The organism is Sphingopyxis terrae subsp. terrae NBRC 15098 (genome assembly GCF_001610975.1).
Taxonomy (GTDB): domain Bacteria; phylum Pseudomonadota; class Alphaproteobacteria; order Sphingomonadales; family Sphingomonadaceae; genus Sphingopyxis; species Sphingopyxis terrae_A.
Genome location: NZ_CP013342.1, coordinates 2,115,785 through 2,129,020, shown reverse-complemented (window position 1 = coordinate 2,129,020; position 13,236 = coordinate 2,115,785). Strand labels below are relative to the sequence as shown.

Here is a 13,236-nt window from a genome sequence, read left to right as displayed (position 1 = left end):
GGGGCACGAAACGCGCCGGTGACGAGCATGCCGGACGGCACTGTATCAACGGTTTAGGACAGCTCTGCTGCGCTTTCAAGGCCGATAGAATCGCGCTCCGCTCGCGCGAAGCGCCGCCGGATCGAAAAGCACCGGCTTCAACCGATGCGCGACGAACAGAGGGGCCTGGTCGTTGTAATGCGGACTTTCCGGTCGCGTCGTCGCGGCACCGAAGGGCTGCACCGATTCCGAATGGACGCGTTCCGCCTTGTCCCACGTCACGAACATGATGAAGCTGTCGCCGTGCCGCACCTTCAGCCGGCCGTCGGGTTCAACGTCCCACAGAGTGGAGGCGCGCACCGTATCGTTGCCGCCATCGAGCGGCAGGTCGACCCGGTGGGCACCTTCGCCATGGCGCAGCCGCAGCACGGTCCCCAGCGCGGGGTCGAGCGTCCCGAAATATTTCTGAAGATGCGCAGCGCTGTCGCGCAGCACCGTCATCGGATCGGGGTCGGCCTTGCGCTGATAGTGACTGCCATTCGCCGGGCGCAGCACAAGCAGCGCCAGCGCATCGCCCTGCCCTTTGCCGTCCAGGTTCCAGTCCCACGCGCGCAGCAAATCTTGCGCCGCCGCGATCTGCGCATCGCCCTTGGCATCGAGCGCGAGCAGCCGGTCGATCCAGACCTTGGCATAGCCGCTCTTCGCATAGGCGGTGTCATATTTGATCGTCTTGAGCCGCGCGGCATCGATCGGTCCTGGCGCCCCGAACAGGTCGATCAGGCGCACCGCGCGATTGGTCATGTCGTCCTCGATCCCCATCAGCGGCGAAAAGGCCGCCGGATCGAGTTCGCTGCCCGGCCCCGCCGCGACCCACGGCGTATTGTTGGCGTTCATCACGAAACCCGAGCGCGGATTGACCAGCGCCGACACCCGCTCGAACGGCAGCGACTTCGTCCAGACGTCGGCAGATGTGTCGCCGGGCAGTACGCCGCGCCAGTTGAAACCCGCCGGGCGGTCGGGGAACATCGCGTTGTAGAACAGGCCGATATTGCCTTTGGCATCGGCATAGATGAAGTTGGTCGCCGGAACCCCCTGCCCCGCCATGGCCGCGCGCCATTCGGCGAAATTCTTCGCCTTGTTCAGCCGATAATATTGGGTGACCATCGCCGACTGGTCCATGCCGGCATAGCGAATGGCAAAGGCACCCTTGGCATTCTTGATCACCGGGCCCTGGACCGATCGCCACACGGTCTGCGGCACCGGCAGCACGAAGGGACCATATTTGACGCGCAGCCACACGCGCCGCTTTTCCAGCGGCAGCCATTTGCCATCGAAGCGATATTTTTCGCCGCTGTCGTCGAGCACCAGCTTGTACACGTCGATCAGGTCTGGCCGGTTCACCGTGTTGGTCCAACCCAGATATTTATTGTGGCCAAGGAAAGGGTAAGGCGAACCGGGAAAGTTGGCGCCCGCAAAATCCCACCCTTCGCCCGAATGAACGACCAGTTCGTACCAGGCGACCCCGCCGGTCCATGGCTGATGCGAATTGGAAACGAGCCGCGTCGCGCCATCGGGGGCCCGGCCCGGCGCCACCGCCATGCCGTTCGAGCCATTATGGTCGGGGTCGCGGCCGACCGGGGTCAGCTCGCGCGGGACCAGCTTGCCGGCGGCATCGAGCGCTGGACCGCCTTCGCGGAACAACGGCTTGCCTTCGGTCAGGCGCCCCAGCACCGAATCGAGCCCGAAGAAGAAGGGCGAACGCAGCACGAAACCGGCAACGACATCCTCGCCGGTCACCGGGAACAGCCCCGACAGGCGCACCTCGTCGGGGTGCTTGTCGGCATAGTGGTTGAGACCTGCGGCATAGGCAGTGAACAGCGCACGCACGTCGGCGGGCAGGCGCGGCCAGTCGCGTGCCGCGGTCTTGCGGATATCGAGGAGCTGCGCGACATAATCGATCTTGGCGCCATCGGCACCAAGCAGCGCGCCGGTGCGCCCGCGCGTCATCGCGATCACCTCTTGCAGCGTCGCGAAATCATCCTCCGAATGGGCGTAGGCGACGCCATAGGCGACGTCGGCATCGGTCTTGCCGAAGATATGCGGCACCCCGAACCTGTCGCGTGCGATCTGCACATTGGTTGGCCGGAACGCCGGCGCGGGCGAAGCCTCGGCAGTCAGGGGATCCCACGCCGCAAGGCCAACCGCCACCGCAACGAGCAGGAGGACGAGGCCAAGGAAAAATTTACGCATCGGCTTTCCCGCTCCATATATTATGGCGACTGGGCGACCTCATGGCGGAAAATTTGCGGCGCGAATAGCCATGCTCTTGTGTTGCAAATGGGCAACACTATCTCTGGTGTCGAGAAAGGGGCTTATCCACATGAACCTCGAAAAATTTACCGATCGCGCCAAGGGCTTTCTGCAGGCGGCGCAGACGATCGCGATCCGCATGAACCATCAGCGGATCAGTCCCGAGCATATCGCCAAGGCGCTGCTCGAAGACAATGAAGGCATGGCCGCGGGCCTGATCCAGCGGGCGGGCGGCGACATGCCGCGCGCGGTCGCCGGCATCGACGCGCTGCTCGCCAAGGTTCCCGCCGTGTCGGGATCGGGCGCGCAGGCGACGCCGGGGCTCGACAATGACGCGGTGCGCCTGCTCGATCAGGCCGAACAGGTCGCGACCAAGGCGGGCGACGGCTATGTCACCGTCGAACGGCTGCTGCTCGCGATGGTCCTCGCCTCCTCGACTCCGGTCGGCAAGGCATTCGCCGACGCGGGCGTGAAGGCCGACGCGCTCAACACTGTCATCAATGAACTGCGCCGCGGCCGCACCGCCGACAGCGCGGGCGCCGAAGACAGTTTCGAAGCGCTCAAGAAATATGCGCGCGACCTCACCGAAGTCGCGCGGTCGGGCAAGCTCGACCCCGTGATCGGCCGCGACGAGGAAATTCGCCGCACCGTGCAGATCCTCGCGCGCCGCACCAAAAACAACCCCGTGCTGATCGGCGAACCGGGCGTCGGCAAGACCGCCATCGCGGAAGGGTTGGCGCTGCGCATCGCCAATGGCGACGTACCCGACAGCCTGAAGGACCGCCGCCTCCTTGCGCTCGACATGGGCGCACTGATCGCGGGCGCCAAATATCGCGGCGAGTTTGAAGAACGACTCAAGGGCGTGCTCGACGAGGTGAAGTCCGCCGAGGGCGAGATCATCCTGTTCATCGACGAGATGCACACGCTCGTCGGCGCGGGCAAGGGCGACGGCGCGATGGACGCGTCGAACCTCTTGAAGCCGGCGCTCGCGCGCGGCGAACTTCACTGCATCGGCGCGACGACGCTCGACGAATATCGCAAATATGTCGAGAAAGACCCCGCGCTTCAGCGGCGCTTCCAGCCGGTGTTCGTCGGCGAACCGACGGTCGAGGATTCGATCTCGATCCTGCGCGGGCTCAAGGAAAAATACGAACTGCACCACGGCGTGCGCATCACCGACGGCGCGATCGTCGCTGCGGCGACGCTGTCGAACCGCTATATCTCTGACCGCTTCCTGCCCGACAAAGCGATCGACCTGATGGACGAAGCCGCGAGCCGCATCCGCATGGAGGTCGAATCGAAGCCCGAGGAGATCGAAAATCTCGACCGCCGCATCATCCAGATGAAGATCGAGGAAGCGGCGCTGACCAAGGAGACCGATGCGGCATCGAAAGACCGGCTCACCGCGCTGCAGGCCGAGCTTGCCAATCTTGAACAGCAGTCGGCCGAACTGACGCAGAAATGGCAGGCCGAAAAGGACAAGATCCACGCCGAGGCGAAGATCAAGGAAGAACTCGACGCTGCACGCTCGGCGCTCGAACAGGCGCAGCGTGCGGGCGACCTCGGCCGTGCGGGCGAGCTCAGCTACGGCACGATCCCCGCGCTCGAAAAGCGGCTCGAGGAGGCAGAGGCCGCCGCGGGCAATGCGATGCTGCGCGAGGAAGTCACCGCCGACGACATCGCCGCAGTGGTCAGCCGCTGGACCGGCATCCCGGTCGACCGGATGATGGAGGGCGAGCGCGAAAAGCTGCTCGGCATGGAGGAGACGCTCGGCAAGCGCGTCATCGGTCAGGACGAAGCCGTGCGCGCCGTCTCGACCGCCGTCCGCCGTGCCCGCGCGGGGCTACAGGATCCGAACCGGCCCTTGGGCTCGTTCCTCTTCCTCGGCCCCACGGGCGTCGGCAAGACCGAGCTCACCAAGGCGCTCGCGCGGTTCCTGTTCGACGACGACAATGCGATGGTCCGCATCGACATGTCCGAATTCATGGAAAAGCACGCCGTGTCGCGGCTGATCGGCGCGCCTCCGGGCTATGTCGGCTATGAGGAAGGCGGGGTTCTGACCGAAGCCGTCCGCCGCCGTCCCTATCAGGTCGTCCTCTTCGACGAGGTCGAAAAGGCGCATGGCGACGTGTTCAACATCCTCTTGCAGGTGCTCGACGACGGGCGGCTGACCGATGGGCAGGGGCGTACGGTCGACTTCACCAACACGCTGATCATCCTGACCTCGAACCTTGGCAGCCAGGCGATCGCGTCGCTGCCCGACGACGCGCCGGTCGAACAGGCCGAACCCGCGGTGATGGAGGTGGTGCGCGCGCATTTCCGGCCCGAGTTCCTGAACCGGCTCGACGAGATCGTGCTGTTCCACCGCCTCGCGCAGCAGCATATGGGCGGCATTGTCGACATTCAGGTCGCGCGCGTCCAGAAACTGCTCGACGATCGCAAGGTGACGCTCGACCTCACCGACGCCGCGCGCGCGTGGCTCGGCCGGGTAGGCTACGATCCCGTCTACGGCGCGCGGCCGCTGAAGCGCGCGGTGCAGAAATATCTGCAAGACCCGCTCGCCGACCTGATCCTGAAAGGTGAAGTCAAGGACGGATCGACGGTCAAAGTGGACGAAGGCGACGGCGGCCTTGTCCTGACGCCGACATAAGTGGGGTCGACCCGGCGACCTGCCAATCGGTCAATTGCTGTGGTTGACGGGCGCGCGCGTCATCGCTTCGGCGGTGTCGCGCGCGTCCTGATTCCCCTGCGCCCACAATTGCTTCCATTCCTCATTGGTGTGGCAAACCCGCGCCTTTTTCACCCAAGATCCGATTTCCTCAATCTTGCGGCACTTGATGTAATAGGGATGGGTCGATGCCATACCCTGGTTGAACGCCTTGATTTCGGAGTTGGTCATCGTCGAAGCCGGGCGATCGGGAGGTTTGCGGTCGGTGTACGCATCCGCCGCCGCCGGCGCGGATGCGACTGCCATGATTATCGCAACGGTGGTCGTGAAATTCGGCATTGTACCAACCCCTGTCCGGCGCAGCGCGCTATTTTGGCTTGATCTCGGTCATCAGGCTATCCTTCGGCTCGACCGAATTGCTCCAACCTCGGGCGAGCATTTCCATCGAATCGCGTGCATCCTGATTGCCCCGATCGGTAATCACCCGCCACTGCGCATTTGTATTGCAGATGCGGCTCTTTTTCACCAGCGATCCGGGTTCAGCGATGCGTCTACATCGGATATACTCCGGATCATTTGCTGAGCGGCCCTCGTTATATGCGTCAATCTCGGCACCGCTCATGTCGGAAGGCGCTCGCGCTAGATTGGTCGGTTCGCTGGCGCTGACCGCACTTGCCGCACTCAATGCGGCAACCAAAGTAATCCATCCTCGCATCGCCATTTCTCCCACAATAACGGCTCGTATGGGCACCAGCGTCAGTTGGAGGTGCTCCCCTTGCTCGTCATGGCTTCGGCCGTATCGCGCGCATCCTGGTTGCCGCGCGCAATCACGTCCTTCCATTCGGCATTGGTGTGGCAAACGCGGGTCTTCTTGACCAGCGAGCCGATCTCCAACGTCTTGCGGCACTTGATGTAATAAGGATGGGTTTGTGCCAAGCCCTTGTTATAGGCTTCGATTTCTGTCGGAGTCATCAACGACGGCTTCTTCGGGGGCGGCGCCCGGTCGGCCAATTCCTCGGCCGCAGCTGGCGCCGCGAGCAGGCTTGCCGCCACTGCCCAAGTCATGATCCTAAACATTCAAAAATCTCCTCAGCCCTTCAAATTTGGGCATTTATCCCCAGACCATATGATGCACGTCTCTCGTTCCCAAGCGAAATATGCTTCTCCACCGCTACAGCTTATCTCGGTACGGCGTAGCCTGACGAATCGGCCGATGCGAAATATCGCACCAGCAAGTCGCGCTCGGCCAGACTGAGATGCGGGTTCCATACGTCGAAGATCAGCACAGCGCGCAGTTGGTCACTATCGTTCCAGGCCTCGTGCTCGATGGTGTCGTCAAAGGCGAAAGCGCGGCCTTCCTCCCAACTGCGCGTCTCACCCCCCACCCGAAAGCCGCATCCGGGCGGCACGATCAGCGGCAGATGGACAATTGCACGTGTGTTGGTGACGCCTGTGTGGGGCGGGATGCGCGTGCGCGGCTTGAGCATCGAGAAAAAGGCGCTCGGCGCTCGGCCCGGGATACGAGCGCCGGGAACGGCTGCTAGCGCGGCAGCGGTTGCCGGACAGCGGTCGAGCACTACTTGGTTCGCGGCGCCATATTCCCACAAGAAGCAGGCGCCCCAATCAAGTCGATTGTCGAGGGGGGTCCAGATCGAATCGGGGGTTCCGGCATCCATTCGCACGTAAGGACGCAACGCATCTCCCGGGTCGTCGAGCAGCGCGAGTAGTTCGCTCCGAATGGCGTCGGTATGTGCCTCAATTTCAGTGAACCAAGGGAAATGCCGCCGGTCAAAAAATTCGTCGGCGGGCAAAAATGGGTAATAGATGCCCGCACATTCATTTCGATAGATCCTGCGCCGGCCAAGCGTGCTTTCGACGAATGCTTTTCCACGCCGCGTGTCGGTTTCATCGAGTATATCGCCCATTGAAGCGATCGCGCCGGAGGCCGCGGCAAACATAGTATCGGTCGCCTGCGCGACGAAGGCTTGTCCGTGCGCCAGGAGCGGCACGAGCGGATCGGGCACAGGATCGAGTTGCGCCGCAAGCGCGAGCGCCGCGCTCCACGCCTCCAGCGCCGCACCGCGCTCCGCTCGTGATTCATGCCGTTCGGCCTTGCGGATCCAGGCGACCAGATCGCGGCGGTCAATCGCTAGAGCCGCTGCAAGTGCGTCAAGTTCACGCTCTTCCTCTCCCAGCGCCCGCCATGCCGACGCGAGATTTCTCTGGAGCGCACCGGACCGAGGATCGGACGCAATCGCCCGGCCGAAGTGCGCCGCCGCCGCCGCCGGATCGTTGGCCTGCAAAGCCGCAATACCAAGACGATTGGCTTCCACGGCGGGCGCGGGCGGTTGTATACTGGCCATGTCCGATGCTTGCCATCGACTGCAGCAATCGGCAAGGTCGAACGATGTTGCATCCCGCTTCTGCCGCCGCCTTACGTGATCCCGAATGGCTCGCGCATCGGTACGATTCCAATCACGACGCGTTTCATTTCCGCCGCGTGCCGCGCGACATCCGCCGGGAGATCCCCTTTCTTACAGACATGCATTTGGGCGAGGAAGCAGCACCGCTCGTCCTGTCCCGCACCGCGTCTCGTCAGAACGTAGAGCCGGCGCCAGTTCATTTCCTATTCCATTCGGCCTATTGTGCCTCCACCATGCTGGTCCAGGCGATTGATCAGCCGGGCATTGCATCCGGATTGTCCGAACCCGTGCTGCTCAATGACATGGTCGGATGGCGGCGGCGCGGCGCGGCGCCGCGCGATCACGCGCGGGTTATGGATGATGCGCTCGCGATGCTCGCACGGCCCTTGACCGCTGGTGAAGCCGTAATCATCAAGCCTTCCAACATTTTCAATCCGCTCGCGCGCGGTGCGCTAACCCTGCGTCCGGGGGCGCACGCCATTCTGCTATATGCGCCGCTGCGCGCCTTTCTTCTGTCGGTCGCGCGGAAGGGTCTATGGTGCCGGCTGTGGTGCAGGGAATTGTTTGAAGGCTATCTGGCAGACGACTTCCTGCAATTCGGTTTCGATGCGCGCGACTATTTCCGCCAGTCCGACCTGCAAATCGCCGCCATCGGGTGGCTTGCCCAGCAGCGTGCTTTCGCGACCCTCATAGCTTGGGCGCCCGGCCGGATCGCTGCACTCGACAGCGAGGCACTCACCCGCGACCCCGTTCGGGCGGTTGCAGGGGCAATGGACCATTATGGCCTTACCGCCGACCGAGAGGCTCTGGCCGATCATCCAGCGCTGGCACGCAATAGCAAGTCGGGGGCGCCGTTTGCAGCCGGCGAGCGTCAGCGTGATCTCGCTGCCGCCGACGCGGCGTACGGAGACGAAATCAATCAGGTCCTCGGATGGGCAGAAGCTGTCGCCGATCAGGCCGGTATCCCGCTAGTTCTCCCAGGGGCGCTACCTATGCCCTGATGCGCTATTGCGATCGGGCACCAGTGGTCGGGCTAGCCATGCCGTCATAGGCACAGCTTGCGGAGAAGGTTGGGTGCCAAGCCCGAGGCACGGTCTTGGCGGCCGCCCTAAACAAGGTCGGCGGAAGCTGCCGCTCCTCATGGTTCTGACTGCCAAAGAAAAAGGGGCGAGCATTGCTGCCCGCCCCAATTTCCTTCCAAGCAGAGAGTTCTTTAGAACTTCAGCTTGGCCGAGATCGCATAGCGGCGACCCAGCGCGTCGTAAGTCGACGGGAAGGTGTTGCCGCTGTTGTAGGTCGTCGAACCGATGGTGTTGCCAACGATCGGCGGCTTCTTGTCGAGCAGATTCTGGACCGTCATGGTGATGACCAGATTGTCGCTCACGTTGAAGCGGGTGGCGAGATCGAAATAATGTGCCGCCTTGATGTGACGGAACTTCGGATCGACCACGCAGCCACCATCGTCGCTCGTCGTCGGGTTCGGACAGTCGTCCGGAGCCGCCTGCGCTGCAGCGATGTCCGCCGCGAGCTGCGCCGGCTCGAAGTCGACCGAGTCCATCCAGCGCCACAGCAGCGAGACGTCGACCTTGTCGAAGCCCAGCGTAAAGCGCTGCGAGAACTGGAATTCCGGCTGAATCGAACCCGTGAACGAGCAGTTCACGCTGTAGTAACCGACGCATTCGCGGTTGAGCGAAGTCGGATCGGCTACGTTGGCGTTATACTTGGAGCTGTGCGTCCAGTTGCCGACGAACGACCAGCTGAGGTTCGCGAAGCCGACATCGGTGTTGTAGTTCATCAACAGGTCGACACCGTCGGTGAACAGACGGCCGAGGTTGTTGGTCAGACCGAACAGGCCGGGGGTCGTCGACGGGTCACCGTCAAGGCCACCGGTGATCGGGTTACGACGGATCGAGGTACAAGCCGGATCGGTTGCGCTCGAAGCCGACAAACCATCGAAGCAAGCGTTGATGATATCGCCCGGCAGGGGCGTGCCAAGCACGTCGTTGACCTTGATGTTGTAATAGTCGACCGACATGTTGAAGCGCGGCAGGAAGTCCGGCTGCCAGACAAGGCCCAGCGTCCAGGTATCTGCCTTTTCAGGCTTCAGGTTCAGGTTACCGCCCACCGTGATGTTGGCCTGCGCCGCCGTCGGGTTGGTGATCGAACCGATCGTACCGGCAGGAGCACCCTGCGCGATACAGACCGCGCGCAGATTGGCGTCGGCCACCGGAGCGCCACCGGCGCAGGGGTCGATACCGAGGTTGGTCAGACCAACCGTCTGCGGCGTGAACAGTTCGCCGATGTTCGGAGCGCGAACCGCGCGGCTGTAATTACCGCGAAGTTTCAGACCCGCACCCGGTTCCCAGCTGCCGCCAGCCTTCCACGTGGTGGCATTGTAGCCACCAGCGCCGCGGATGCTGTAATCCGAGTAACGGATCCCCGCTTCGAGGGTCAGGCTCTCGAAGAAAGGCTTGTCTTCGATCAGCGGGGCCACGATTTCGGCATAGGCTTCATAGACATCGTAAGCGCCATCGATGTCGGGAGCCGCGCCGCCGGCGCCACCGAGTTCACCCGGCGTCTTGGCGAGGAGATCCGAAGACTGCTGCGCGGTGTATTTGCGATATTCGCCACCGATCGCGAAGCCGATCGGCTGGACCGCACCCGGCGACGAGAAGCCGAGATCACCCGAAATGATGCCGCGGACCTGCGCAAGCGAAGTGCGGTTGGTCGAGGTGCTCTTTTCCGAGAGATACCGCGCGGCTTCTGGCGTGATCGACCCTTCAGGACCGAACAGGTTGACCGGAACGCAATCAGCATTGCCGCTCTGACAGGTCACGCCATCATTGGACAGCGACGCTTCGCGGAAACGCGACTGCAGCGTGTAGCCGTTGATGCTCTGGATATTTTCCGACTCGCCATAGGCGCCCTCGAGGCTCCAATCGAGCGTATCGGTGATGCCGCCGCGCGCACCGACGCGATAATCGAAGAAGGTCGTCTGATAGTTGCTGATACGCGGGCCGACTTCGGGCGTACGACGGTTCAGCGTGACGGTGACTTCGCGGTAGTTGGGATCGCTCCGGCCTGTAGCCGTAGCTGCCGCTGCGCACTCAGCCGGCGTAAAGCGCGGCGTATAAGCAGACTGGCCCGAAATCGGATCCCCGTTGGCATCGACGCCATTGACCACCGGAGCGACGTTGAACGCACAGAACTGGTCACGCAGCGCCGCAGGCAGATTCGGGTTGTTCAGATTGATCGCAACCGAGCCACCGAACGAACCCGACGGTGCGATGATCGTTGACACGGTGTTCTTCGAGAACATGCCCCGGGTGTACACTTCCACCGCATCGGACACTTCATAATTGGCCTGGCCATAGATGTTGAAGCGCTCGAACGGCGTCTGGAAGATGTTGAACGGGTTGAAGTTGTAGGTTTGGAACGTGCCGACCGCCTGGCCAGCACTATTGACCTGACGAACGCCGCCGTTGGCAGCACCGCCGGGCGTCAGAGCGAGAACCGGCAGCGTCGCCGGGTTCGTTGCGCTGACGGGCTGGGTCGGGTCAAAGTTCGGGTTCGGCACGGTGCCGGTCTGCGTATACTGCGCGAGGACGTTCGGTACGCCGCCGGTAAGCGGACGCGTGCCCGAGAAGCGCGAGGGGACCGACGTACCCGAACCGATGAACGTGTCCGAATAGCTGTCGAGCGTGTTGTCCGAGAAACCGCGCGCACCCTGATAGACAGGGTCGGCCTGCTGATAGCCGATGCTCAGCACCGCATTACCGCGGCCATCGTCGAAGTTTGCACCGATCGTCGCGTCAACACGGAAGATGTTGCCGTCGCCCTTTTCAGTGATCTGTTCCGACGCGGTCATTTCAAAGCCGGCAAAATCGCGCTTGGTGACGAAGTTGACGACGCCGGTGATGGCATCTGCGCCATAGGTGGTCACCGCCGCACCGGTCAGCGCGTCGACGCGTTCGATCAGGGCAAGCGGAATGTTGTTGAGGTCGACACGGCCGTTCACGTCCGACGGCGCAACGCGGTTGCCGTTGAGCAGGACGATGTTACGGGTCGAGCCGAGACCGCGAAGATCGACGTAGGACGCACCGCCGTTGCCGTTGTTCACCGCCGAACCGATATTCGGAACGACGCCGGGCAATTCGCGAAGAACTTCCTCAGCGACGTTCGACTGCTTCAGTTCGATCGCGTCCGAAGTGGTGACGTTGACGGGCGTCGACTGTTCGAGGTTGGGGTTGCGGATCAGGGTGCCGGTAACGACGATCTCCGAACCCGGCGCAGCGGCGCCTTCCTCGGCGTCTTGCGCGAAGGCAGGAACCGAAGCAAGGGCAACGCCGATAACGATCGGCGCAGCGCCAAGCTTCAGCTTGGAATAGTGGGTTTTCTTCACAGTGCAGTCCCTTGCTACTGGTGGTGGTTATACCCGGGCCCCTATTTTCGCAGCGCAAAGCCGCCGAACAGACACCCCGATAGCGTGCGGGATGATCGCTCATTCATGGTGAGTAAAGGGAATTCCCCCCGAGGGACGCGGTTTCACGAGCGATTGTGACGAATTTGCAACAACACAAATGAGCGCTCACACACTTCGAATAATCAACGACCCTAGTACGTAATTAAATTACGCCTCCAATCGAAACGCCTCGATTATCGCGCCATCGGTCCCGCGAGCGTGCCCGGGTCGAGCCGCGCGTCGCGCCATTTGAGCCCCCAATGCATATGCGGCCCTGTTGCCCGTCCCGTCGCGCCCACCGTACCGAGCTGTTGCCCTTGCGTCACACGGTCGCCGACCTTCACATCGAGGCGCTGGCAGTGCAGAAAGGCGCTGGTCAGCCCCATGCCGTGGTCGACGATCAGCAAATTTCCTTCGAGCGTGAAGGGCGCATCGGCCGCGAGCACCACGACCCCGTCGGCGGGCGCGAAAAAGGGCGTGCCCGCGGGCACGGCGATATCGGTGCCGCTATGATAGCTCCCCGGCTTGCCCTGATAGACGCGCTGCGAACCGAAGAAGCCTGAGAGCCGCCCCGGCGCGGGCCAGCGAAATTGCTGCCGCCAGCCGTCCGATTCGACATGGCTCGCGCGCGCCGCAGCGATCTGCGCCAGTTCGGCGGGGCGACGGCGTTCGAATTCGGCGTCGCTTGATGCGCTGCCGCGATAGGGCGCGTTGATATTTTCGATCCGCCAATTCCCCGCCGCAATGCTCAGCGTCCGCGTAACCGTGCGCCCGTCGGAAAGGGTCGCTACCAGTTGCTGGCTCGCGGGCGCATCGCGATCGAAGGCGATCAGGAAAGCGCCATCGCCTGCGACCGGAACGGGTGCGCCATCGAGCGTCAACATGCGCGTTCCGCCCGGCACTTGGCCGATCAGCGTTCCGCCCTGGATCATGCTGCCGCGAAAGGCGAAATCGGCGGGACCGGGAAGCGGCTTCGGGACCGGGGGTGTGGTCGGTACGGAAGGCGCGGCGGCAGCGGGCGCTGCCACCTTGGGCGCCGGGGGACTGTCGGCCACGGCGGGTACACAGCCTGCCGCCGCAATGGCCAGGGTCAGCGAAGCAATCGCTCGGGGCGCTGCCCCGCGCGCGGTCATGCGCCGCGCGCCGCGTCCAGTGCGGCCTGCACCGAAATCGCCGCGGTCGCATAGGGCTCCTGCCGCGCAACCGACCAATAGCGCAGCTCGTCGAGCCCGATCGGCACCCCGCTCACCGCGCACAGCACATGGTCGCCCGGCGACAGGATACGAAATCCGTTCGGGCCATATTGCAGGCGGGCAAGGCGGTTGCGGCTGGCGATCAACATGGCGGGGTCCATCAAATTGTCCAAGATATCGGATGCAATATAGCGACCTGCG

At 63.2% G+C, this 13,236-nt stretch carries 10 protein-coding genes; 2 read left to right on the top strand and 8 right to left on the bottom strand.

Annotated features, from left to right (window positions below):
* Nucleotides 1–75 precede the first annotated feature (75 nt).
* Entirely contained in the window at nt 76–2,229 is a 2,154-nt protein-coding gene (locus AOA14_RS10320; protein ID WP_062901733.1) for an acylase, read from the bottom strand.
* A gap of 130 nt (nt 2,230–2,359) precedes the next feature.
* On the opposite strand from AOA14_RS10320, the gene clpB reads away from it, so the two are divergent.
* Nucleotides 2,360–4,939, top strand: coding sequence for an ATP-dependent chaperone ClpB (clpB, locus tag AOA14_RS10315; RefSeq protein ID WP_062901732.1), 2,580 nt, complete (start codon nt 2,360–2,362; stop codon nt 4,937–4,939).
* Between the two features lie 30 nt (nt 4,940–4,969).
* On the opposite strand, the gene AOA14_RS10310 is transcribed toward clpB, so the two are convergent.
* From AOA14_RS10310 to AOA14_RS10295, 4 genes are all read right to left on the bottom strand, one after another.
* Complete coding sequence (locus AOA14_RS10310) at nt 4,970–5,263, bottom strand: hypothetical protein (protein ID WP_238929627.1); 294 nt, start codon at nt 5,261–5,263, stop codon at nt 4,970–4,972.
* A 61-nt stretch (nt 5,264–5,324) separates the two neighbouring features.
* Complete coding sequence (locus tag AOA14_RS10305; RefSeq protein ID WP_238929626.1) at nt 5,325–5,708, bottom strand: hypothetical protein; 384 nt, start codon at nt 5,706–5,708, stop codon at nt 5,325–5,327.
* A 5-nt stretch (nt 5,709–5,713) separates the two neighbouring features.
* A complete protein-coding gene (locus AOA14_RS10300; RefSeq protein ID WP_234178496.1) occupies nt 5,714–6,010 on the bottom strand; it encodes a hypothetical protein in 297 nt (98 codons plus the stop codon).
* 125 nt (nt 6,011–6,135) lie between these two features.
* Nucleotides 6,136–7,320: an aspartyl/asparaginyl beta-hydroxylase domain-containing protein gene (locus AOA14_RS10295; protein WP_062901728.1), complete on the bottom strand. Its 1,185-nt coding sequence runs from the start codon at nt 7,318–7,320 to the stop codon at nt 6,136–6,138.
* Nucleotides 7,321–7,364: 44 nt separating this feature from the next.
* On the opposite strand from AOA14_RS10295, the gene AOA14_RS10285 reads away from it, so the two are divergent.
* Nucleotides 7,365–8,381, top strand: a complete 1,017-nt coding sequence (locus AOA14_RS10285) for a hypothetical protein (RefSeq protein WP_234178495.1) — start codon at nt 7,365–7,367, stop codon at nt 8,379–8,381.
* 212 nt (nt 8,382–8,593) lie between these two features.
* On the opposite strand, the gene AOA14_RS10280 is transcribed toward AOA14_RS10285, so the two are convergent.
* From AOA14_RS10280 to AOA14_RS10270, 3 genes are all read right to left on the bottom strand, one after another.
* Complete coding sequence (locus tag AOA14_RS10280; RefSeq protein ID WP_062901725.1) at nt 8,594–11,782, bottom strand: TonB-dependent receptor domain-containing protein; 3,189 nt, start codon at nt 11,780–11,782, stop codon at nt 8,594–8,596.
* 254 nt (nt 11,783–12,036) lie between these two features.
* Nucleotides 12,037–12,975: a M23 family metallopeptidase gene (locus tag AOA14_RS10275; RefSeq protein WP_062901724.1), complete on the bottom strand. Its 939-nt coding sequence runs from the start codon at nt 12,973–12,975 to the stop codon at nt 12,037–12,039.
* Complete coding sequence (locus AOA14_RS10270; protein ID WP_003041102.1) at nt 12,972–13,184, bottom strand: DUF2093 domain-containing protein; 213 nt, start codon at nt 13,182–13,184, stop codon at nt 12,972–12,974. Before AOA14_RS10270 ends, AOA14_RS10275 begins: the two co-directional genes overlap by 4 nt.
* Between the last annotated feature and the right edge of the window lie 52 nt (nt 13,185–13,236).